Genomic DNA, 20,896 nt, shown 5'->3' with positions numbered 1-20,896 from the left:
GGCCGTTCTGATCGGGCGGGGCGAGTGTCAGGTCAAGTAGTCTTCCGGGTGGTACTCCGTAATCTTGAGTTCAGCACCGCTCTCATTCATGACCGTGTTCAGGCTGGAGTGACCAAAGAACGCGTGCGTTGTGCTCGGCGCCAGCACCTCGATACGGAGGCAGCCGCACGGATTCCGCTTCACAAGGGGCGGTTGGGCATCCGGCGCCTGAGCCGCTGCAAAGGTTTCTGCAGTGTTCCGCTGTGCTGAAGTGAGTGAATCCAATGGAATGAAGTCAAAAGGTTCGATGAGATATCGAGTGAGCCTCTCTCGTTGCACGCTGCTTACCCTGCACCACGATCCATCAGTGAAGTAAATCTTTGCGTCGAGCGCCATCTTGAAGTTCCGCAGTTCGACCCTTTCGATGGTGCTTCGAGGGGTCTCCCAAAGGAACTCGTCGTCAATCAGGTTCTCGTTCCCTTTGACGTAGGGGAATCCCACGATTACGAGCCGCCGGTCTGTGATGACCGCGTGTGTGCGGTAGCGCTTGGCGGGAGAGCGGGCGGGGTCAAGCTGCCAGGGCAGGGTACGGGCGATAGTGCCCGGCGCGGCCCACATGACGGGGAAGTCGTCGACCTCGTCTGCCCGGTCGTTCGAGGTGTCCGTACCGGGATCGGAGGCCGGGGTGCCGCCGATGTTGCCTCCGTGGGAGAAGAGGAATCCGAGGACGGCGACACCAGCAGCGATTGCCACACCTTTGACAGTATTCCGGGCCACCGTCCCGCCGGTCGAATGAGCCGCAAACGTCGGCCCTGCCGGCCAACCGGCCAATTCGTTCTGAATGTCATTGCGTTCAGTGTCGCGAAACCATCGCATTCCTCTGACACGCATGGCCGCTCCTGTGGCGAAAGTGACCGGAGCGCGGGCGATAAGTGTCTCACCTGATTCGGGCCGCCAAATGCTCATATCGGTGACAATTCTCCTTCGTCGCGGCCTTGTGCCCGATTCTTTCGCGCTTCAGTCTGTCACATCGCGTCAGACGCTCAGTTGCACTCGGTCGATTCATCAAACTAATCATCAGTCACATGCGCGTAGATCTTGGGTGCCACCTTGATTCCTCCGTCGAGAGCCCTCCCGACGACTCCGAATGGGTTGACGCTTCCTCCGAAGGCGTTGATTCCCTTGGTGCCCATCAACTGGCCTGGGTGATAGCCCGCGTAGGCGAGGCCCCCCATGCGTGACGCCAAGCCGCTTGTCGCATGTGCGACCTCAAAAACATTCCTGGACGTGCCTCCGATCTTCACCAAGCCGGCCTTGCCGAGCCCTCCTGTGATTTTCATGGATTCCTCCCCGAAGGACAGCATGACCCGTGAGCTACCGGTGATCTTGGTTGCCTGAAACCCTTTGCCCAGTTTGCTCGCCGTGGCCCCAGCCTTGGCTACCCCCACCACCTTGATGCCCTTGCCGAACATCCCGATCCCTGGCAACAGGCCCACCGCGTCGAGCCCGATCTGCATCCAGCTCACGTCCGCACCGGCCGCCTTGGCAATGCCGTGGGCCGCCAGTGTGAGCCCGGCGCCGATGAGTGCGGCCGTGCCGAAGATGGCGGCGAGGGGCGGGAAGGGAAGGGTGACGATGGCGAGCATGCCCAGCACGGCGGTGATGTCGCCGAGGACATCGCCGATCGTCTTGATCAGGTCGGCGTGGTCTTTGAGCCAGTCGCCGGTGGCATCCCAGGCGTCGCCGATGCCGTTGCCCAGCTTGTCCCAGAAACCGGGCTCGTCCGGGGCGATGTCGGCGGCCTTGTCCAGTTCCTTGCTGATCTTCTCGGCGGCATGCTTGTACCGCTCCTCAAGGTCGTGGACCTTGCCGGTGACCTCGTCCACCGCGCCGGAGGCCTTGGCAAGGTCCTCGCTGCCCTTGCCCTCGGCCTTCTGCTCGGCCGTTTCTCTGGCTTCGAGTTTCTCCCCGGCGGACTTTTCGAGCCGGTTCGCCTCGTCCTGGAAGTCGTGCAGTTCGTTGGCCCAGCGGTGCAGGGCGCGGGAGGCCTTGTCGAAGGAATCGTGGCTCTTGCTGATGAGGGGGGCGACGTCCTGGCCGATGTACTCGGTGAAGGCGAGCGCGGTCTTGCCCTTCCACGCTCCGCATTCGATCCGCTCCAGCTCCTTCAGAGCCGTCCCCAACTCGCTTGCCAGACTGCCGAGTTTCCTGGCGAGTTCCCGGGTGTCTTCCACGTCTCCGGGGGTGGGGTCCCAGCCTATGTGCGGAAAGGCTGGGCGCTTGCCGGCCACGTCACTTGCCCTTCTTCGGAGCCTTGAGTGATTCGGCGAGGTCCAGATCGAGTTGGCTGAACGATTCGCCTATCTTGTTGATCATCTTAACCGCGCCGCTGGTGTGCTTGCCGAGCTGTTTGATGCCGTAACCCCACTCGTCGGCGAAGTCCTGTACGTCCTCGATGAGTTGGCTCTGACCGACGGCCGAGGCGTCGGTGTTGCGCAGGCTGCGGCGGGTTGATTCCATGCGGTCGCTGATGGTGGAGAAGGTCTTCTTCAGATCCTGGAAGATGGTGTCTTCGAGGCGCAGGTCACTCATACGGTGGAGTCCTGGTTCCTGAGGGGCGGCGACGTCGAGTTCGGGGGCAGTGGCAGCTGATCAGCGGTTGACGGACTGGATTTCCTGGACAGTGACTGCCTGGTCGGTGCCGAAGGTTCCGTCGGGGAGGTCTCCTCCTGCGCCGCCGGTTCCTGTCCAGGCGATATCCCAGGTGATGGTCGCCTTGAGATTGAATGTGCCGTCGCCCGACGAGCGGAGGTACTTGATGCCGCAGGGCGGGGTCTCGTCGGACTTGCCCTGGGTGTAGGGCTCGCCGATGGACTCATCACCTTTGATCCTGCAGACGCCGGAGGTCGGGTAGGTCTCGGCGTCGCTGGTGCCTGGCTCAAGTCTGAGCGAGACGGGCTTCGCCGTAGCTGTCGCCTGGATGTTGAGCCCGGCGACGTTGAGGGCCGCGGTCACCGCAACCTCCTTGAACTGGGCGTTGTCGAGCCAAGCCCAGGTGGGGAGGTTGACCTTGGTGGTGCCCTCGGGGGCGAGGTCGACCTTGGTGTCTGGGAGCTGAATCGCGTTGTAGGCCGCTTCAGCGAGCACCTGTGGCGTGGCTGCTTGGTCGACGCCGGGATCATCGTTGTTCTCGACCCAGAAGGGCAGCTTGCTGCATTCCCAGCTTGCCGGGTCGTCGACGCGATCAGGGTTCTGGACGGCGACCCACCAGGCGCCCTCGTCGGCCTTGTCGCCGTTGTAATCCTTGTACTCGCCGTCTTTGTAGATCTCCCGGAACTGGCCAACGGCTGCCTTTGCGTAATTGGCCTGACCGGGGGTATTGATCGTCTCCTCGTACATCGTCTCGACGTAATTCTCGAACTCCGCAACCGAACGGGGCTCGTACCAGCACGCAGGTGGGGACCAGTTGACTACTGGCTGGATCGCGCTCTCGCTGCCGCTGGCTCGCACGGAGCCGGAATACGTCACCTTCGAGATCAGGGTGCCGGCGTTGGAGCTCGCGGTCTGCTTGGTGTTGCCCTGCGTACCCGACTCTGGCGGCCAGTCCGCGAACGCGATTCCCGGTGTCAGGGCGAGTGCTCCCGAGAGAAGGCCGACCAAGAGGACTCGGCTGCGGGCAGCTACGGCGTGCATGACTTGTGTCCCCTCTGGGAGGTGAGCTTTGTTGTCTGCCAGACACCCTGCGCGCTCTTTTCGAGCCGCGTGGTGTAAAGGACATAGGAATTCTTGGTCACAGCCGTTTTATAGACCTTCTCCGACTTGCGGTCCTTCGCGTAAGCCTTCGACTGATCCTCGCAGTACACGACTCCCGCCGACGAAGCGTCGAAGACGTCAATCTTGGGGTTGTAGTACCGATTTACGCCCGTGATCGAGTAATCGTCCTTCACGATGGATTCGACCCAGTCCTTGGCGTCGGCCAGGGCGGTGTCGCTGTAGTAGAAGCTGAGGGCGGGCAACTCCGGGTTCCCCTCAGCGATGGCGTAGTTCGTTGCGTCGACCCTCTGTTGGACATCTGCGAGGACGGCGTCCTTGGTCGCATCGCCGGTCTTCCAGCTTTCGAAGGTGTCGCTGAGGTCGTCCGGAAGGCTGATCTCGGGGCGGCTGGCGGCGCCCGTTGCGCTCGGCGAAGTCGACGTCGTCGTCTCGCCGGTGTCGGCCCCCGCGATCTTGTCGCTGTCCTTCGAACTGTCGTCCCCGCCGCCGCACGCGGTCAGCAGCAGGGCTGCGGTCGCGGCGAGCGCGGCAGCAACGGGCAAAGAGCGGCGCTTCACAGTGGACTCCCCGTGAGACAAAGATGCAGTTGAGAGCAGTAACGGTATCGGTGGGGCTGTTGGTTTCGCCAGGCTGAACTTCCTCCAAGATGCGAATGATTGATGATTTAGCGGGGTAAAGTGTTCGTCTTCTGTGCCCTGATCGTGTCCGCCTTTGAACGGGTCTGGCCCCGGACGTCGGGGTGGCGTCCGGGGCCAGAATCATGTGCGTGTCTTCGCGGGAGCTATCGGGCTGTCCCGCATCCAGGGCAGCTGCACGGCGGGAAGGCCGAGGTCTGTGGGGTGGGGTCGATGGGGCTGCCGGTCCATGTGCGGGGTTCGCTGCGCTCTTGGATGACGGCGCCTCCTGCGTCGACCTTGTAGACGCGGATGGTCATCCGGGACGGTCTTGGCGCCTCGGGTTCGAGGAGTTCCAGCGGGTCCGTCTGGGGTGGGTAGTGGTCGGCGCAGTCCGGGCAGGCGTAGACGTTGAAGCCGGGGCCGGTGGCCGCGTGTACCTCGTGGACCAGGACCGGTTCGTCGGTGGTGCGCTGGCAGCGGGCGCACATGCGGACCGGTGGGCGGGCGGTCATCGGGTGGCTCCCCCAGCGACGCCGTGGATGGGGATGCCGTAGATGTGGTGCGGGCCGATGTCGATGCCGAGTGTGGCGAGGTAGAGGGCGCGGCGGCGTTCGCGTTGGCGGCGGGCTTCCAGGTGTGACTCGGCATTGCCCAGGAGGTAGGGGCGTACGAGGGGTGAGGCGGCGCCATCAAGTGGGCTGGCGTGGTGGGGGAGTTGGGGAGCGAGCGCGGTCGCGAGGTGCCAGATGAGGTGGGCTGCTCGGTGTCGGCCGCTCGGGCGCGGTGTTAAGGCGGTGAGGATCCAGGAGAGTAGCCGGAGGGCGGTGGGTCGGAGGATAGGGTTTCGCACGCTGGCGCTCCTTTGAAGCGTTCGGCCACGCCCCGGGACGGCTCGCATCCGTCGCCGGGGTCTGTCTTAGAACCGTAGGGGCTCTTGTCGGGGGTTGTCTACCTATATGGGGGGTGAGGGGCCTCTATGACTTCATGCTGGGTGCTACGTACAGTTCGCCTGTGTTCGAATTTGATCCGACAAGGCCCAAGTGGCAGCAGATCGCTGAGGTGGTTCGGCAGCGAATCGCCAGCGGCGAGTACCCCGTTCGCGGCCTGATCTCCGAAGTGAAGCTGGAACAGGAATTCGGAGTTGCTCGCGAGACGGTTCGCAAGGCGACCGCCGCTCTGCGAGCGGAAGGGCTGATCACCACCACGCGAGGCATGGGATCCTTCGTCGCCGACCGGTGACCGAGGGGCAGGTGGGGGTGCGCCGCCGACAGGGCAGGCCGGCGGCAAGTTCACCGGGCCCGACGGGGCGTGAATCGCGACCGGCGTGATCCCGCTCGCTGTCGCGACCGGACCGGACCGGCGCGCGTCGGTGCCCCGGCCTGTGGCAGCGCTGCCGCTCGCGGGCGCAGCATGCTGCTTGCAGGCGCCCTCTTTGCCAGGCTGGCGGAGCGCAGGCGTAGTGCTGAACGCACCCCTCACGGCGTACGCCTGAACACCCTCGTCATGGCGGGCGTCTGCACAGTCCCGCTCGGCCCGCTCGGTCGGGCAGATTGTCCCTGTCGCCGCAGTCGGCAAGAGCCTCACGGGCACCTGGGCGACGCTGTTCGTGACCACGGGCCCATGCTTTGCGTACTCGGGGTATGCCTCGCCCAGGGCCCGGCGTCGCTCTGTCCACGGCACTGGGCCTCAGCGGTTGCACGACCCGTGGTGCTCAGCCGAGCTTCGCGTTCTGCGCCTGGACTACGGCGGCCGGGAGCTTGGCGTCGCTGGGGTTCGAGTTGGCGATGGCCATGCCGTTCACCGAGAAGTAGACGGCGATGACATCACCGCTGCGCACGGCGGCACCGTGCATCGTGTGCGTGATCTCCCTGAACGTCAGCGTGGTCTTGAAGGCGAGGGACTCGTCGCCCGCTGTGTCGGCCTTCTCGGCGGTGACGGAGTCGTGCGTGCTGGAGCTGCCGTTCGCCTCGGCGGTGAACCCGTCGCCGCAGGAAGTCACCGCTTCGGAGAGGCCGGCCATGGCCGACTCCGCCTGGCCCTCTCCCTCGTAGGCGATGAGCGTGACGTAGTTGGATCCGTCTGTGAGCACGTTCGTCGAGACGTGGGCGGTGACGAAGGCCTGCGAGTCGCCGAGGGGGAGTTGGTTCGCCACGTATACCAGCGGGGTGCAGACGGGGTTGTCGATGGTGACCTCGTCCTGGGTCTTGGCGAAGACATACTCGCCGTCCAGGGAGTACTCCTCCACGTCGTAGTCGCCCCCGAGGTCCGCCTTGGTGATCATCAGCTTCGCGAGCCGGTCGGCTGGGCTGAGCTGCTCGGACTGGGAGGCGGAGGCCGAGGCCTTCGGCTTGTCGCCGTCAGCGGTGGTGTCCGAGGTACCGCCTGCGCAGGCGGTGAGGACGGTGAGGGCGAGCGTGGACGCGGCCAGGGCGGTGCGCTTCATGGGGGGACGGGCTCCTTGATCCAGAAGTGAGGAGGCTACGGACGATAGCCGGGTGCGGACGCCGCCCACGCCTTGGCCTGGTGCAGCCACCTCGTAGGCTGCCCCGAGTCGAACAGTCGAACAGTCGAACAGGCGCAGTCGAGCAGCCATGCAGGCGTGCACAGGAGCAGAGGGGACGGGAGGACACACCATGGCCCGGTATATGGACACGCTCACCATTGAGCGCGGTGGGTTTCGGATCAAGGTGCCGGAGTCGTGGTGGGAGTTCGACGTGCGGCCCGAGTCGCGTGACGACTCGATACGGCGGATGGTCGACGAGCGGGTCCGGCAGCGGCCGGAGCTGGCCAAGTACCGTGACACGTATGCCGCGTTCCTGCAGAAGGCCGCGGCCGATGCCTGGAAGTCCGGCGCGCTGTACTGCGGTTGCATGGCCGAGGCCTTCGGCGGCGACTCCCCGATCACCGGTTCGGTCACCGTCTCGATAGTCGGCGGTCGTTCCGCGACCGGGGAGCCCCTCTCCACCGATCCCCAGACCATGGCGAGTCAACTCTCCGTGCGCGAGGCCAAGAAGGAGGGGGACGCCTGGCGCAAGGTGACGACGGTCGACATCCCAGGCGTGGGTCCGGCCGCGCGGACGTACGGCATCGAGGACATCGTCGTACCCGACGACGCTCTGAACCGCACCATTCGTGCCGTGCTCATGCAAACCTTCGTGCCCGTGCCGGGGCAGGAGGGCAAGGTCGCCCTCGTTGCCGGGAGCAGCCAGGTCCTCGACCTCGCGGACTCCTTCTTCGACATCTTCGACGCGATCACGTCGACGTTCCGCTTCGCGGAGTAGTAGCCCACCGTCTGGCCGAAGCGGGTGAAGACGGCCTGGACGTCAGGATCCAGCGGTAAAAAGAGATCCTTGACGGTGGCTATCACTACGGCAGTTAGCAGGATCAAGTTGAGAGGATGCATTCATGATCTCGAAGACCCGTGATGAGCTCATTCAAATGGTGCAGCAGCTCATTGACGCGACTCTCCCGGAAGATGAGGAAGACGCACTCATGGAGGAACTGAAGAACAGTGTCCTGCATCCGCGGGTAACCGACTTGATCTATTACTCAGATCCCGAGCTCAAGGCAGAGGAAGTAGTGGACCAGGCTCTGACCTATCGCCCCATTGAACTGTGAACTTGCTTTCCGCAGAACCCGGAAACCAGCCCGAACCACTTCCGCTCTGACATCCGGGGCAATCTCGGAAGGAACCATGGATCTTCAGTCCACCATCGCCGGATTCCGCAATGTGGCACCCCTTGGCGATCTGGAGCAGGCCTGGCAGTGGAGCCTCAACCCCGTGCTGCACTTCGCAGGAGCTCTGACCCGTGACGGGAAGCGCCTCCTGCAGACGAACCAACGAGGCAAGCACGATGAGAATCTCGCCCGGGCTGTACTGTCCTTCGCTCGTGATCACGAGGACGAACTGCTCGGCGAGGGACGGTTCATTGGATTCGGGGAGGGGCTCAGTGCGCCCGGCTATGCCTTCAACACCGGCGCGGCCGCCGTTCCGGAGGTGCACGGGCATCACAAGGCGCAGAACCCACAGCTCACAGCCGTGACCTACATCGTCTTCCCCGCGTACGCCTGCGAGTTCTCCGGGCGCGAAAGCCTCGCCGAAGCGGAAGCCAGGTACGCGAAGATGCTCCATCCCGCGGAGATCGGACGGGAGCCTGTCCCGTTCCTGAAGATGAGGTTCGACAATCCCCGCACCGGCGGCGGCAGCAACAACCCGGGACGCGCTCTGACCTCTCCGCGGATCCTCCTGCAAGAAATCCACGAGATGGAAGGTGCCCCGGGCAGCTTTGTCGAGTTCGAGAACCGGCACGGAAGGGTGTGGCGTGTGGAGTGGGACAACGGCTGGTCCATTGCCGAGGAGGGTGGCCCGGACAGTGCGCCCCGTGAGATCGAACTTGCTGAACTCCTCGACTTTGCCGCCGCCCGGCTGCGGGACTGAAGGCGCCGAGGCGCGGTGCAGGTGTCGTGTCCGTCGCAAGTTGCCTGGGGGCGCCCCCTCGTGGCCGAAAGATCATGCCGCCCCGCCCCCGCCAGTGAGCACCTCGTGCAGGCCTCGTGTACACCGCGTGACGAGCCCACGAAGGTGGCAGGTCAGGAGATTCGCTGCTGCACAGCACCTTCGCCTCCCGGAAGCCCTTGCTCAACACGGCAGCCCCCACCCCTGATTGCAGCTGTATAACGTCGAGCCCTGTGAGGTTCGCGAGCCGCAGCGCGCCTTGAGGGGCTTATGCGCGGCTGATACGGTGCCATGGCTTGAGACTCGCCTCCGCGCTGGCTGTTCGGCCAGGTCGGGCGGTACGTCCGGCAGAGGCGTACCGGGGGTGGAGTGTCCCGGTTGGCGCGGTAATTGGTCGAAATCTTCTTGGGTGTACGGGGAGCGGTTGCGTGAAGATCCAAGAGCGTACGGGGGCGGGCAACAACCGTTCCGCTGCGCCGGTCCACCCGGCGATGGGCGAGCGCCTTCCCGCGCCGCCTCGCGAGCGCAAACCCGCGCTCGCCGCTCTCGCGGTGCTTCTGATCCTGGTGGGTGCGCTGGGCGCGACCATGCTGGTGCTGCGTGCGGGGGACCGGATCGAGGTCGTCCAGGTGACGGACAACATCCAGGCCGGGGACGCCGTCAACGACAGCAACATGACCTCGGTCCTGGTCGCGGCCGACTCCGGTATCAGGTACGTCAAGTGGTCGCAGCGGCAAGACCTCAAGACGTACAAGGCCAAGTCTCCCATCTATGCGGGGACCGTCGTCATCGTGGACATGTTCACCAAGACCCCGGCCATCCCCGCGGGCAAGGCCTCCGTAGGCCTCGCCCTCAAGGAAGGCCAGTACCCCGACGGCATCCAGCCGGGCGACGTCGTGGCCGTGTACCGCGTCAGTGGCGACAGCGGCAGCTCGTCGAGTGCCGGAAGCGCCGACAGCACACTCATCGTCGACAGGGCTGAGATCAGCGACGTCAAGGACAAGTCCGACAGCACCATCAGCAGCACCAGCCTCCCGGTCACGCTCACCGTGGACAGTGCGGACGCGGCCGCCGTCGCTCAGGCCTCCTCGGCCGGCGAAGTCGCCCTCGTTCTCATCCCCAGCAACTAAAGGCGAGTGAGTAAAGAGACATGGCGCTCATCGCCCTCGCCGCCGACAAGGGTTCCCCCGGCGTCACCACCGCCGCGGTAGCCCTGTCGGCCGTCTGGCCCCGCCGGGTCCTGCTCGCGGAGACGGACCCCGCCGGCGGTGACCTCGTGTACCGCAGCGCCGCAGCGCACGGCGGTCCGCTCAACCCCAACACCGGCATGCTGTCGATAGCGGCGACGGCCCGCCGCGGCCTCGTACCGGATCAACTCTGGGACCACGTGCAGCCGTTGAGCGGCGGCCTCGAAGTCCTCGTCGGGCTCGGTGTCGCCGAGCAGGCCGCCGGACTCGCCGGGTTGTGGCCCACCCTGGGCCGCGCCTTCGCGCAGCTCGCCGACTCCCCGCACGCGCCCGCCGACGTCATCGCCGACTGCGGCCGGATCAGCGGAGACACCCCCGCCGTCGAACTCTTCCCGCACGCCGCCCTCGTACTGCTGCTCTCGCGCACGGAGCCGGAGGCGATCGCCCGTGTCCGGGACCGGGCAGCCGCCCTCTCCGCGAAGCTGCACGGCGGCGGCCGCGGCGCGGCCACCCTCGCCAACCCGCTGATCGGCGTGATCCTGATCGCCGACCCGAGTGACTCCGCCAAGCTCGTCCACCAGGTCAACGACATGCTCGTAGCGGCGCAGACCGGTGCGCGGGTTGTCGGCACGCTCGCCGACGACCCTTCCGGCGCCGACCAGTTGGCCGGGCGCAAGCGCGGGCGGCTCGACAAGTCGCTGCTCATCCGCTCCGCCCGTAAGGTCACGTCGGACCTGTACCAGCAGTACGGCGCCGCATGGGCCGTACCCGCGCACGGCCAGGTCCCCGGACCTCACGGACAGCCCGCCGCCGGGGCCGGCCGATGACCGCGGTCGACCACCAGCTGGTCAAGCGGTTCCGGCAGGACGCCGGTGACCGTATTTCCGATCAGCGCCGCGAGGACCAGGTCCGCGGCGTCACACCGATGTCCAACGAGGACGAACGGCACTACGCGCGCGCCGTCATCGCCCAGATACTCGAGGACTACGCCCGCACCGAGATCAACCTCGGCCGGACACCGCTCGACGCCGAGACCGAGGAGCAGTACGCGGCCGCCGTGCACGCCGCGCTCTTCGGTGTCGGCCGCCTCCAGCCGCTGCTCGACAACCCGGACGTCGAGAACATCGACATCAACGGGTACGACCAGGTCTTCGTCGGGTACGCGGACGGCCGGGAGGAGAAGGGGGATCCCGTCGCCGAGAGCGACGAGGAACTGATCGAGCTCATCCAGATCCTCGGTGCGTACTCCGGGCTCTCCTCCCGCCCCTTCGACTCCGCCAACCCCCAGCTCGACCTGCGGCTTCCGGACGGGTCGCGACTGTCCGCCGTCATGGACGTGACGCGCCGGCCCGCCCTCTCCATCCGTCGCGCGCGGATGGGCAAGGTCTTCGTGTCCGACCTGGTCGGCAACGGGACGATCGCGCCCGAGGTCGCGCACTTCCTCGCGTGCGCCGTCCGCGCGCGCAAGAACATCATGATCGCGGGCGCCACGAACGCCGGAAAGACGACGCTGCTGCGCGCCCTCGCCAACGAGATCCCGCCGCACGAGCGCCTCATCACCGTCGAACGCGCCCTGGAACTCGGCCTCGACACCTTCGCCGACCTCCACCCGAACGTCGTGGCCTTCGAGGAGCGCCTCCCCAACTCCGAGGGCCAAGGCACCATCTCCATGGCCGAGTTGGTACGCCGCTCGCTGCGCATGAACCCCTCCCGCGTCATCGTCGGTGAGGTACTCGGCGACGAGATCGTCACGATGCTCAACGCGATGTCGCAGGGCAACGACGGTTCGCTGTCCACGATCCACGCGAACAGCTCCAGCGAGGTCTTCAACCGCATCTCGACGTACGCCCTCCAGGCGAAGGAAGGGCTGCCGATCGAGGCCAGCCAGATGCTCATCGCCGGCGCGGTGAACTTCGTCGTCTTCATCCAGCGGCGCAACAACTACGACACGGGCGGCCGTCTCCAGCGCATGGTGACCTCCGTCCGCGAGGTCAACGGCGTCGACGGACGCGTGCTGTCCAGCGAGGTGTTCGCCGAGGCCCCGGACGGCCGGATCGTTCCGCATGCGCCCATAGCGTGCCTCGACGACCTCGTCGCGCAGGGCTATCGGCTGCCGGGCAGCGGGAGTTGGGGATGACCATGACCCACGAAATGACGCCTCTCGCCGCGCTCGACTCGCTCGGTTCCATGGGCGGGCTGTTCTCCACCTCCGTCTTGTACGCGCTCGTGTGCGGGGTCGCCGTAGGCGGCGGCCTCGCGCTGCTCGCCGTCGCCGTACGCGGACTGCCCGTCAAGCCCGAACACGAGAAGCAGAAGGCGAGTGAACGGGCGAGCGAGCTGATCCGGTTCGCCGGGCAGCGCGGTTCGATCGCGGCCATCGCCGGGGTCGCCATCCTCCTGCTCACCCGCTGGGCCGTCGCCGGAATCGCGACCGCGATCCTCGTCTTCTTCTGGGACAAGCTCTTCGGCGGTGCCTCGGAGGAAAAGGCCGCCATGCGCCGCGTGGAGGCCCTCGCCTCCTGGACCGAGTCGCTGCGCGACACCATCGCGGGCGCGGTCGGCCTGGAGCAGGCGATCCCCGCCTCCGCACGCGCCGCCGCTCCCGTACTGCGCCCGCACCTCGACGCGCTGGTCGACCGGCTGCGCTCCCGCACGCCGCTACCCGAGGGCCTGCAGCACCTCGCCGACGAGATCAACGACGCGTCCGCCGACATCATCGTCGCCGCGCTCATCCTCAACGCGCGGCTGCGCGGACCGGGACTGCGCCAAGTCCTGGGCGCGCTCGCCAAGTCGGCGCGCGAGGAGGTCGACATGCGGCAGCGGGTGATGGCCCAGCGTTCCTCGACCCGCCGCTCGGTACAGATCGTCGTCGCGGTCTCCATCGCCTTCGTCCTCGGCCTGTCCATCTTCAACCGTGACTTCGTCGAGCCGTACGGCACCGCGGTCGGGCAGGTCGTACTGGCCTGCGTCTGCGGCCTGTTCGCGCTCGGCTTCTGGTGGCTGCGGAAGCTGTCGACGATCGAGACGCCGGAGCGGTTCCTGGTGCGGGACGAGGCGTCGGTGCAGTTCGTACGTCCCCGCACGCCGGTTCCTGGCAATGAGGCGGTACGCCGATGAACCTGACCATGCCGATCCTGATCGGTGCCGTCCTGGGCCTGGGCGTCTACGCCCTCGTACGCGCCCTCATGCCGTCCAAGCGCAGCGCGGTCGCGCAGGTCGCGCGGATCGACGCGATGCGGGCGCGGGGCGCGGCGTACGAGTCTGCGCACCACGCCGGCACCGGCAAGGACGCCGGACGGCTGGGCAGTGCACGGGCCCGAGTGGGCGTCCGCGTCTCCGAGTTCTATATGCAGCAGGGCTGGGAGCTGCGCTCGCTCCGCGCCGACCTGGCCGTCCTGGACCGGAGTTGGGAGAATTTTCTTGCGACGAAGGTCCTGCTGGCCGCGGGCGGTGTCTTCTTCGGGCCGCTCCTGTTCGCGGTGGTCTGGACGATCGGCTTCAGCCGCAGCCCGGTCATCCCGGTCTGGCTGGCCCTGCTCTTCGCCGTCGTCTTCTTCTTCCTCCCGGACCTTGAGGTACGGCGGGACGCGGCCGACAAACGCCGTGACCTCCGGCGCGTGATCGGCGCGTATCTGGACCTGGTGTCGATGAGCCTGGCCGGCGGCCGGGGTCTCCCCGAGGCGCTGATGGCGGCCGCCGAGATCTCCGACGGCTGGGCGACGCAGCGCATCCGCAGCGCGCTGGCCGACGCCCGGATCACCGGCGTCAGCCAGTGGCAGGCCCTCGGCTCGCTCGGCGAGGAACTGGGCATCGAAGAGCTGAAGGATCTGTCCGCCTCGCTGGCACTGGTCGCGGACGACGGCGCCAAGGTGCGTGACTCGCTCGCCTCGCGCGCCGAGACGATGCGGCACCGTGAACTCTCCGAGATCGAGGGCAGCGCGGGCGAGAAGTCGCAGTCCATGCTCGTGGCGCAACTGCTGCTGTGCGCCGGCTTCCTGGTCTTCCTGATCTTCCCGGCGGCGATGCGCGTGTTCCAGGTCTGACGTCCATTCCCTACCCGTTACCCGTTACCCGTTACCCGTTACCCGTTTGAACTAGAGAGGACAACTCACCATGAACGGACGGAACTTCAACACCGGGATCCCGGGGGTGGACTTCCTGATCACCTTCCTCCAGGGCCGGGTGCAGCGTGCCCGCTCCGGCGAACTCGACCGGGGTGCGTCCGCGGTGGAGTGGGTCATCATCTCCGCCGTGGTCGTGGCGATCGTCGGCGTGGTCGCCGCGATCATCAACACCGCGCTGAGCGACGGCGCCAACAAGGTCGGGGACTGCATCGCGGGCGCCAACCAGAGCGGTACCTGCTGATCGACAGCGGTACCTGCTGATTCACCCGTCCACACCCGTCCACACCCGTCCACTCCGGAAGAACGAGAACCGCTCGTGCGCGTACGTCGCTGGGTCCGCCGCCGGGTGGAGGCCGCCAAAGGTGCCGCCTCCGCCCGCGGTGACTCCGGCATGACCGCGATCGAGTTCGTCTTCCTCACGCCGGTGCTGTTCTTCATGATCTTCGCGACGGTGCAGTTCGCGCTGTACTTCTTCGCGGACCACGTGGCCCAGGCGGCGGCCCAGGCGGGCGCGCGCAAGGCCCGCGCCACGGCCGACGAAAACCCGGCCGGGTGGCGCGGCGAGGCCGGTGACGTCGTAGACAGCTACATCCAGCAGCTGGGCCCGCAGCTCGTGCTGTCCCCGGACGTGACGATGCTCCAGCCGGAGCCGAACACGGTGGGCGTGGAGATCACGGCGACGGTGCCCACGGTGTTCCCCGGCTTCGACCTGACCGTCCACGCGCAGTCTTCGGGCCCGGTGGAGAGGTTCGTACCGGAGGACGGGAACTGATGGCTTTTCCCACCTGGAACGGCTGGAACGGCTGGAGTGACTGGAGCCGCTGGATCGGCGCGCGCGGCGCTGCCACCGCCGGACGGGACCGCGGTCTGTCCACGATCGAGGTGGTGATCCTCGCTCCGGTGATGATCCTCTTCATCCTCGTACTGGTGGCCTTCGGACAACTGGTGGACGGCCGGGGAGCGTTGGACGGCGCGGCACGGGACGCGGCGCGCGCCGGATCGATCCAGAAGGACCACGCCACCGCCATGGCCGAAGCACAGAAGGCCGCCGAGGCGGATCTCGCGGACGTCTGCGCGGGCCCGGTGACGGTGAACCAGACCAGCGCGGGCTTCGAACCCGACACCATCTTCACCGTCGAGGTGACCTGCGAGGTGCGAGGGCTGGCGATGCTCGGCCTCGACGTACCCACGACGCTGACGTCCACCTTCAGCTCGCCGCTCGACCCGTTCCGGAGGACGGCGTGAACTTCCCTCCCCAGGTGGGCAACCGGGCTGTACGGAGTTGGCTCGGCGCGCGGCGGGGACTGCTGGACGACCGCGGCTCGGGCGCAGGCGCGGTCATCATCTTCGCGCTCGTCTTCCTCTCCCTCTCGGCCTTCGTCATCGACGGCGGCATGTCCATCTCCAAGCGGGAACGCGCCGCCGACATAGCCGAACAGGCCGCGCGCTACGCCGCCCAGGACATAGACAAGGAAGCCCTGTACGACAACGAGGGCGGCCCCGCACCCATCAACTTCGCGAACTGTGGCGCCCGCGTAAAAGCCTTCGCCCAGGAAATGGGCATGTCCGGAGCGGACATAGCGGCAACCCACTGCGTCGCGGCCAACGCCGACCAGGTGGAGGTCGAGGTCCAGCTCACCTACTCCCCGGTCTTCATCGGGATGTTCTACGGCGGCGACGTGGTCGTCCGTGGGCGGGCGGTCGCGGAGAACGAGGTTGGTTAGGGCGGTTGCCCGGCAGCTCGACGGTGAGGCCGGGGACGCACGCGTAGCGCTGGAGAGTGCCCGGGGCCAGGGGACGGGGCGAAGGACGACTCGTCCCAGGGCAAGGACAAGGGCACGTTCAGCTTCGACAACCCGCTTCCTGACGTACCCGGCGAGGAATGAAATGCCCCCTGCTCATCCCCTCACAGCATGGGACGACCCGTCCACGCGCCGTGCCTGGACGAAGCTCATCACCTGCGCGATTGCCGGCCAGGTCATCTGGCCGGTCGTGTGGGTGGGCCTCCTGGCGTCGTACGTGAGCATGTCGATCACTTGGACGCTGTGGCTCTTCTTCATCCCGATGCTCTACGCGTTCTATCGGACCCTTCTCCAGCCCGCCTACGTCACGTGGGCCCTTCGCACCCGGCGCCTCCTGAGGGAGTACGCCTGGCAGGTGTTCGAGACCCCGGAGAGCGGCATCGGCAGGATGCCGGACATGACTGCGGGTGACGTCTGGCTGAGTTTCCCGCACCCCGAGCGATCGGTTGAGATGGTGCCGGTCGTCCTGCGGGTGCACATTCGGTCCGCATGGTGGAGGCGACGCCTCGGGCGCGGTTTCAGCACAGAGAAGACCGCCCAGGCCAAGACGGTGTGGTTCGCGGGCGATCCTTGCTTCGCGGGCGTCATTGCGGTTCCGGGTCCTCGACGCCTCTACGTGATTCACCAGCCCCCGAGCTACGGCAAAAGCATGTCGGCTGCCCTCGTCTCCTGAACGCACGGATCGTCGCGTCCCGGCTCGTGGGCCGGATGTCGAATTCCCACCAGGACTCGGGAACGGACAGGACGATTGCGTCTGGACTGTCGTGGGCGCTGCTCTTCGTAGTGATCATTGCGGCGACTGTCATGCGAAGAACTTACTGATCTCTTGAGGAGGGTTGCCTTGTCTCTTCCACTGTGTCAGCAGGTGGGAGGCCATCAGCGGGAACCCTCTGATCATGTTCGGGTCTTCGATGTCGCCCGAGATGTTCCCATGGTCGAGAGCCATTCGAATAGACTCGACAGGATTGCCATTGGAGTCCGAGGGGCGAATCGAGTTGGCTTTCTCGTCGAGGATGAGGAAAACCTCATGAGTGCCGTCGATCTCGGCTTTGTAGAGGAACGGGGGAGGAGGGATTTCGTTAATCAGGGTCAATCGGAAGAAGTAAGTCACCTGTTCATCCCTCTCGGTATCCGGATGGATCGAACTCTCTGGCCGGCGGCCGGCCGAGCGAATGCAGCCCAGGGTGGCTCATATCAGGAGGAATGACATGACCGCCGCGCGTCACCCAACAGCCTGGGACGACCCGGGAACGCGCCGTGCCTGGATGAAGCTCATGGCTTGCGCAGTCGCCTGCCAGATCCTGTGGCCAGCGGCATGTATGGGCCTTCTCGCGTGGTATGTGATCATGTCGATCACTTGGACGCTGTGGCTCTTCTTCGTCCCGATGCTCTACTCGTTCTACCGGGCCTTCCTGCAGCCCAGGTACATCATTGGTGCTTTCCGAACGCGCCGTCTCCTGCGGCACTATCCCTGGCAGGTTCATGAGACTCCGGAGAGCGGTGTCGGCGACATTCCGGGTGTCCGGGCCGGCTATGCCTGGCTGAAGTTTTCCGACCCCGAGGCGCTGGGCCAACTGGTGACGATGGTCATGCATTCGCACGTGCGGTCCGTCTGGTGGGGAGGACGCCTGGGGCGCCGCGCCACACCCGAGCGCAAGGCTCAGGTCCGGGAGATCTGGTTCGCCGGAGATCCCCGCTTTGCTGCCGTCATCGCCGCCCCCGGCCCGTGCCGCCTCTACGTCATGCACCAGCGCAGCAGTTACAACTGGGCCATCCCCGCCGAAGCCAACGGAGCCAGCCCACAAGCCCTCGAACGAGCCCGTCGCGCAGGGGTCCACGTGCCAGATCCGCACTCGGAGGTATCGGGTACTCCGGGGAGGTGAGGCGTTCCGGACGGCTTACGCGCCGCCGCCGCCCTTGTCTCCCCCCTCGCCCCCTTGCTTCACGCCCTCCGAGACGTCCTTGGCGAGTTGGTCGTCGAGTTTCTTGAACTCGCGGACGACGGCGTCGGACATGTCGGCGAGGGCGTCCAGGGCCTGGGTGATGTCCTCGCGGCCGTCCTCCCAGCCGGACTCGAAGTCGTCGAGGGCGTCGTAGACGGTGTTGTCGCCGAGGTCTTCCTTGTAGGACTCGAAGAGCTTCTTGGTGCGGTTCATCCGGGACTTGATGGAACGCAGCCGACTTCCGTAGTCCTCCAATTCGCTCAGCGGGAGCGCGAGGTCACTTTTGCCGTTGCCCATGTGGGATCCCCCAAGGTCGTCAAGGTCCGTCGAGACTCGTGACTCTCACTCGTCAGACGAAACGGAATGTGCCGGTAACCGCGTCGAAGATGTCGTGGAACGCCTCGGCCAGGTCCAGCACCGGGCTGGCCCCGGAGACGAGGATGACCTGGTCGGTGGTTCCCGGGACTGGGATGTATGTCTGGGTCAGCGCCATACGAAGGGTACGCGTGTCGCCCTGTGCGACGGGTACGTCCTCGACACCGAAAGTCCGGGCCGTGGTTCCGACTTCGGGGATCTCGACGGTCGTGACCGTCCGCCAGGCATCGCCCTCGCGGCGGGGTGTGATGGTACGCAGGCTCTCGGCGATCACCCGCGGGTCGGTGGACAGAGCCACGCCTTGCTGGTTCTTCGCACCGAGGACGGAGACCGTGACGGTCGCCGTCAGGGCACGCCGTCGAAGTTCTCGGCCATGCACCCCAGATAGATGGCACCGGAATCGTGGGCGTCCTTGGCCATCCTGCGGAGCATGGTCGTCAAGTCGGAGCGGTAGGGGGCCAGTTCGGGGATTTCGAGGATCCGCTCGTCGACGAGTGCACGGACGGTCGCCTCGCGGCTCTCAGGGCGGATGTCGAACTCCCACCACGATTCCGGGACGGACAGCGAGACGCCAACGGGCAGGGCGGTGGGGTCGCTCATGAGTGATCTGCTCTGTAGAAGGGGTCGACGTTGTCCTTGAGCCAGCCGGTCACGGAATCCGTGGCGTCGTCCATGAACACCGTGTCGACGGAGAATTCCTCGGGCACCCGCGAGATCGCCTCACGGACGGAGGCCAGCGCTGCTTCTCTGCTCGGGGCATCGTATGTGGACAGGTCGATGCCGAGGATCAGACCAGGTACGGCGTCGCCGACCTGTGCCCAGCCGCGCCGCGCTGTACGGACCTCGGGAAGCCGTCGGAACTCCGCACCGAGTGCTGAGAGCAGAGCCGTCGGCTCCTGTGCAGGTTCCCCTAGGCGGATACGGCTGCCAGGGGGCGCGGTGTTCCGCTCTCCGCGCAGCCGCCTCACACCGGTGCTGCGGACGGGCATGCCGGCGTCGCCGCCGATGTTGACCGCGAGGCCGAGGTACTCGGGCAGGTTCCGAAGGAAATCCTGGACCGGCGGGACCATGTGCGGAACGTCTCCGGCGCTCTTGGCGAGCTGTTCCGCCGAGGTGAAGACGGGGCCGAACGGTTCCCCGGAGATGGTGACGGTCGGCAGGGCGATGCCGCTGCCCGAAGGATCAGTACCGGCAGGCAGTGGCACCCAGACCTGGCCCTCGGCGAGCGCATCGAGGAAATCCTCCACGGCCCGGTCGCCGTTGACGACGACCGCGAGAAGTTCTTCCAATGCGTTTGAGGGAAAAGTCATGAAATTACGCCTGCCGCTCTCGGCTACGATTGGTAGATGCTGTGATCAGTCGGGAGGTTCGGGGTGGCATGTCAGGAATGCCGAGAATGGTGCACGACGCGTGAACTCGCAAATGCAGTCGAGTTGATGCGGTATGCCGTGGACTTCTGTCAGCCTCTGACCTCCGAGGGAAAGCTGTCGGTTGTCGACGGGACCGGGCCGTTGTCCGACGCACGGTATGTGCAGCGCATCGGGGAGATTCCGGAATCCATCTCCCAAGGTGAATGGGTCGGTTGGACTCTTTCGTGCACGACCTGCGGTCAGCGTTTCTGGCTGGGAGGTTACCTGGGACGGGGAGCCCGCTGGGACTACGAGGAAGAGCGCCCCGGCACGTCGGCACCTCCCGCCCCCGAGCGCCGCACATCCTGGTGGCGCAGAGGCTGATCACGGGCCGGCGCCCATTCGCGCCACCCCGGGGACCAGCCAGTTCGCGTCGATACCCGTCTTGGGGAACAGCACTTGGTTCGCTCCGCCCATGACGGATCCCGGGATGCTCACGCCTCCGCCGCCGACCCCGCTGCTGGCCTGGGGGGCTGCCGCCCCTTCGAAGAACTGCGTACCCGACGGGATGTCGGCCGCCACGTAGTGCGTGGCCTGCGGAGCCGTGACATGGCCTCCCGGAGCCATGGACTATTCCGGCTTCAGCGCCAGATCCAATTGGGTCTGCAGGGGGCCGGCCGGTTCCACTCGTGCCCAGTAGTCACCGCGTCGCCCGCGAGGTCGTACGACTTCTTGAGCTTCTTCAACTGCCCGGGAACGTTCTCGAACTCCGCAGTGAACGCGTCCGCTGTCTTGCCGGCCCGGGCCAGCACCGCGTCCTCATTCGCCATGCCCTTGACGTCCCTCAGGACCTGGGCGACATCGTCGGCGAAGTCGTGTAGCGAGCCCGCGAGTTTCCGTACGCGGGTGGGGTCACCCGGCGTCGGGTCGCGGTCCAGGTCGAGTATGTGCCAGTCGGTCGGGCGGTGCGACACGTGTTTCCCCCGTAAACACCTGCAACGGCAGAGTTAGAACGTGCGTGTGAACGTATCGCACGGGCTGTTGCGGGTGGAACGCCGACCGGGGCGTTGTCGAGGGGCTGTTACCCCCGGGGTGTGGAAACCGTGCCGGTGCGTATGGCCTGGAGGAGGTGGGCCAGGGGAGTGGGGGTGGTGGTGAGGTGGGTGGTGGGGGTGTCGCTTTCGCGGAGGTGGATCGCGGCGGGGCCGGTGGCGAGTTCGAGGCAGGCATTACCGTCGCCGCCACCGGAGAAAGATGACTTCTGCCAGTTGTACGGGTTCGTCATACTGC

27 protein-coding genes and 2 pseudogenes are annotated in these 20,896 nt (G+C 66.2%); 15 read left to right on the top strand and 14 right to left on the bottom strand.

What is annotated here, in order from left to right:
- Positions 1 to 27: 27 nt before the first annotated feature.
- The 6 genes from ACFYPC_RS25640 to ACFYPC_RS25615 form a co-directional block, all read right to left on the bottom strand.
- Positions 28 to 945 carry a hypothetical protein gene (locus ACFYPC_RS25640; protein ID WP_388680428.1) on the bottom strand — a complete coding sequence of 306 codons (918 nt, stop codon included), beginning with the start codon at positions 943 to 945 and terminating at the stop codon, positions 28 to 30.
- A gap of 104 nt (positions 946 to 1,049) precedes the next feature.
- Entirely contained in the window at positions 1,050 to 2,270 is a 1,221-nt protein-coding gene (locus ACFYPC_RS25635) for an enoyl-CoA hydratase/isomerase family protein (RefSeq protein ID WP_388680425.1), read from the bottom strand.
- 1 nt (position 2,271) lies between these two features.
- The gene (locus ACFYPC_RS25630) at positions 2,272 to 2,571 is read right to left on the bottom strand and encodes a hypothetical protein (RefSeq protein WP_388680422.1); all 300 of its coding nucleotides are present in this window, start codon (positions 2,569 to 2,571) and stop codon (positions 2,272 to 2,274) included.
- 60 nt (positions 2,572 to 2,631) lie between these two features.
- A complete protein-coding gene (locus ACFYPC_RS25625) occupies positions 2,632 to 3,672 on the bottom strand; it encodes a hypothetical protein (protein WP_388680419.1) in 1,041 nt (346 codons plus the stop codon).
- Positions 3,660 to 4,310: a hypothetical protein gene (locus tag ACFYPC_RS25620; protein WP_388680416.1), complete on the bottom strand. Its 651-nt coding sequence runs from the start codon at positions 4,308 to 4,310 to the stop codon at positions 3,660 to 3,662. Before ACFYPC_RS25620 ends, ACFYPC_RS25625 begins: the two co-directional genes overlap by 13 nt.
- Positions 4,311 to 4,534: 224 nt before the next feature.
- A complete protein-coding gene (locus ACFYPC_RS25615) occupies positions 4,535 to 4,882 on the bottom strand; it encodes a hypothetical protein (protein WP_388680413.1) in 348 nt (115 codons plus the stop codon).
- 499 nt (positions 4,883 to 5,381) lie between these two features.
- Here ACFYPC_RS25615 and ACFYPC_RS25610 point away from each other — a divergent pair, with 499 nt between their 5' ends.
- Entirely contained in the window at positions 5,382 to 5,609 is a 228-nt protein-coding gene (locus tag ACFYPC_RS25610; protein WP_266456470.1) for a GntR family transcriptional regulator, read from the top strand.
- Positions 5,610 to 6,081: 472 nt separating this feature from the next.
- On the opposite strand, the gene ACFYPC_RS25605 is transcribed toward ACFYPC_RS25610, so the two are convergent.
- Positions 6,082 to 6,813 (bottom strand): hypothetical protein, encoded by a 732-nt coding sequence (locus tag ACFYPC_RS25605; RefSeq protein ID WP_388680410.1) that lies wholly within the window; start codon positions 6,811 to 6,813, stop codon positions 6,082 to 6,084.
- 190 nt (positions 6,814 to 7,003) lie between these two features.
- On the opposite strand from ACFYPC_RS25605, the gene ACFYPC_RS25600 reads away from it, so the two are divergent.
- From ACFYPC_RS25600 to ACFYPC_RS25540, 13 genes are all read left to right on the top strand, one after another.
- Positions 7,004 to 7,651, top strand: coding sequence for a hypothetical protein (locus ACFYPC_RS25600; RefSeq protein ID WP_388680407.1), 648 nt, complete (start codon positions 7,004 to 7,006; stop codon positions 7,649 to 7,651).
- Positions 7,652 to 7,775: 124 nt separating this feature from the next.
- Positions 7,776 to 7,988 (top strand): bacteriocin immunity protein, encoded by a 213-nt coding sequence (locus ACFYPC_RS25595; RefSeq protein ID WP_388680404.1) that lies wholly within the window; start codon positions 7,776 to 7,778, stop codon positions 7,986 to 7,988.
- A 76-nt stretch (positions 7,989 to 8,064) separates the two neighbouring features.
- Positions 8,065 to 8,808, top strand: a complete 744-nt coding sequence (locus ACFYPC_RS25590) for a hypothetical protein (protein ID WP_388680401.1) — start codon at positions 8,065 to 8,067, stop codon at positions 8,806 to 8,808.
- A gap of 446 nt (positions 8,809 to 9,254) precedes the next feature.
- Positions 9,255 to 9,956, top strand: a complete 702-nt coding sequence (locus ACFYPC_RS25585) for an RcpC/CpaB family pilus assembly protein (protein WP_388680399.1) — start codon at positions 9,255 to 9,257, stop codon at positions 9,954 to 9,956.
- Positions 9,957 to 9,976: 20 nt separating this feature from the next.
- Positions 9,977 to 10,840 (top strand): hypothetical protein, encoded by an 864-nt coding sequence (locus ACFYPC_RS25580; protein ID WP_388680397.1) that lies wholly within the window; start codon positions 9,977 to 9,979, stop codon positions 10,838 to 10,840.
- Complete coding sequence (locus tag ACFYPC_RS25575) at positions 10,837 to 12,150, top strand: CpaF family protein (protein WP_388680395.1); 1,314 nt, start codon at positions 10,837 to 10,839, stop codon at positions 12,148 to 12,150. Before ACFYPC_RS25580 ends, ACFYPC_RS25575 begins: the two co-directional genes overlap by 4 nt.
- Positions 12,147 to 13,130, top strand: a complete 984-nt coding sequence (locus tag ACFYPC_RS25570) for a type II secretion system F family protein (RefSeq protein WP_388680392.1) — start codon at positions 12,147 to 12,149, stop codon at positions 13,128 to 13,130. The genes ACFYPC_RS25575 and ACFYPC_RS25570 overlap by 4 nt, the downstream gene beginning before the upstream one ends.
- Complete coding sequence (locus ACFYPC_RS25565; protein ID WP_388680389.1) at positions 13,127 to 14,056, top strand: type II secretion system F family protein; 930 nt, start codon at positions 13,127 to 13,129, stop codon at positions 14,054 to 14,056. The genes ACFYPC_RS25570 and ACFYPC_RS25565 overlap by 4 nt, the downstream gene beginning before the upstream one ends.
- Positions 14,057 to 14,126: 70 nt before the next feature.
- Positions 14,127 to 14,378: a hypothetical protein gene (locus ACFYPC_RS25560; protein ID WP_365439153.1), complete on the top strand. Its 252-nt coding sequence runs from the start codon at positions 14,127 to 14,129 to the stop codon at positions 14,376 to 14,378.
- A 75-nt stretch (positions 14,379 to 14,453) separates the two neighbouring features.
- On the top strand, positions 14,454 to 14,909 hold the full coding sequence (locus ACFYPC_RS25555) for a TadE family protein (RefSeq protein ID WP_388680385.1): 456 nt from the start codon (positions 14,454 to 14,456) through the stop codon (positions 14,907 to 14,909).
- Entirely contained in the window at positions 14,909 to 15,382 is a 474-nt protein-coding gene (locus tag ACFYPC_RS25550; protein WP_388680382.1) for a TadE/TadG family type IV pilus assembly protein, read from the top strand. The genes ACFYPC_RS25555 and ACFYPC_RS25550 overlap by 1 nt, the downstream gene beginning before the upstream one ends.
- Positions 15,379 to 15,861, top strand: a complete 483-nt coding sequence (locus ACFYPC_RS25545; protein WP_388680379.1) for a TadE/TadG family type IV pilus assembly protein — start codon at positions 15,379 to 15,381, stop codon at positions 15,859 to 15,861. The genes ACFYPC_RS25550 and ACFYPC_RS25545 overlap by 4 nt, the downstream gene beginning before the upstream one ends.
- Positions 15,862 to 16,024: 163 nt before the next feature.
- Positions 16,025 to 16,612 (top strand): hypothetical protein, encoded by a 588-nt coding sequence (locus tag ACFYPC_RS25540; RefSeq protein WP_388680376.1) that lies wholly within the window; start codon positions 16,025 to 16,027, stop codon positions 16,610 to 16,612.
- Between the two features lie 129 nt (positions 16,613 to 16,741).
- On the opposite strand, the gene ACFYPC_RS25535 is transcribed toward ACFYPC_RS25540, so the two are convergent.
- Entirely contained in the window at positions 16,742 to 17,050 is a 309-nt protein-coding gene (locus tag ACFYPC_RS25535; RefSeq protein ID WP_388680373.1) for a hypothetical protein, read from the bottom strand.
- Positions 17,051 to 17,147: 97 nt separating this feature from the next.
- On the opposite strand from ACFYPC_RS25535, the gene ACFYPC_RS25530 reads away from it, so the two are divergent.
- Positions 17,148 to 17,822: a hypothetical protein gene (locus ACFYPC_RS25530; protein WP_388680371.1), complete on the top strand. Its 675-nt coding sequence runs from the start codon at positions 17,148 to 17,150 to the stop codon at positions 17,820 to 17,822.
- Positions 17,823 to 17,837: 15 nt separating this feature from the next.
- On the opposite strand, the gene ACFYPC_RS25525 is transcribed toward ACFYPC_RS25530, so the two are convergent.
- The 6 genes and pseudogenes from ACFYPC_RS25525 to ACFYPC_RS25500 all read right to left on the bottom strand — a co-directional run bounded on the left by ACFYPC_RS25525 (position 17,838) and on the right by ACFYPC_RS25500 (position 20,891).
- Entirely contained in the window at positions 17,838 to 18,179 is a 342-nt protein-coding gene (locus ACFYPC_RS25525; protein WP_388680368.1) for a hypothetical protein, read from the bottom strand.
- A gap of 52 nt (positions 18,180 to 18,231) precedes the next feature.
- Positions 18,232 to 18,857 (bottom strand): annotated as a pseudogene (locus ACFYPC_RS25520) (hypothetical protein).
- Positions 18,854 to 19,546 carry an enhanced serine sensitivity protein SseB C-terminal domain-containing protein gene (locus ACFYPC_RS25515; RefSeq protein WP_388680365.1) on the bottom strand — a complete coding sequence of 231 codons (693 nt, stop codon included), beginning with the start codon at positions 19,544 to 19,546 and terminating at the stop codon, positions 18,854 to 18,856. The pseudogene ACFYPC_RS25520 and the gene ACFYPC_RS25515 overlap by 4 nt, the downstream one beginning before the upstream one ends.
- 444 nt (positions 19,547 to 19,990) lie before the next feature.
- Positions 19,991 to 20,233 (bottom strand): hypothetical protein, encoded by a 243-nt coding sequence (locus tag ACFYPC_RS25510; protein ID WP_388680362.1) that lies wholly within the window; start codon positions 20,231 to 20,233, stop codon positions 19,991 to 19,993.
- A 74-nt stretch (positions 20,234 to 20,307) separates the two neighbouring features.
- Positions 20,308 to 20,580, bottom strand: a pseudogene (locus tag ACFYPC_RS25505) (hypothetical protein); the annotation flags it as partial.
- Positions 20,581 to 20,687: 107 nt separating this feature from the next.
- The gene (locus ACFYPC_RS25500) at positions 20,688 to 20,891 is read right to left on the bottom strand and encodes a DUF397 domain-containing protein (RefSeq protein WP_388680359.1); all 204 of its coding nucleotides are present in this window, start codon (positions 20,889 to 20,891) and stop codon (positions 20,688 to 20,690) included.
- Positions 20,892 to 20,896: the final 5 nt, after the last annotated feature.

Origin of the sequence: Streptomyces sp. NPDC005808 (genome assembly GCF_042871385.1) — a bacterium.
Lineage (GTDB): Bacteria > Actinomycetota > Actinomycetes > Streptomycetales > Streptomycetaceae > Streptomyces.
This window is presented reverse-complemented; position numbering and strand designations above follow the sequence as displayed.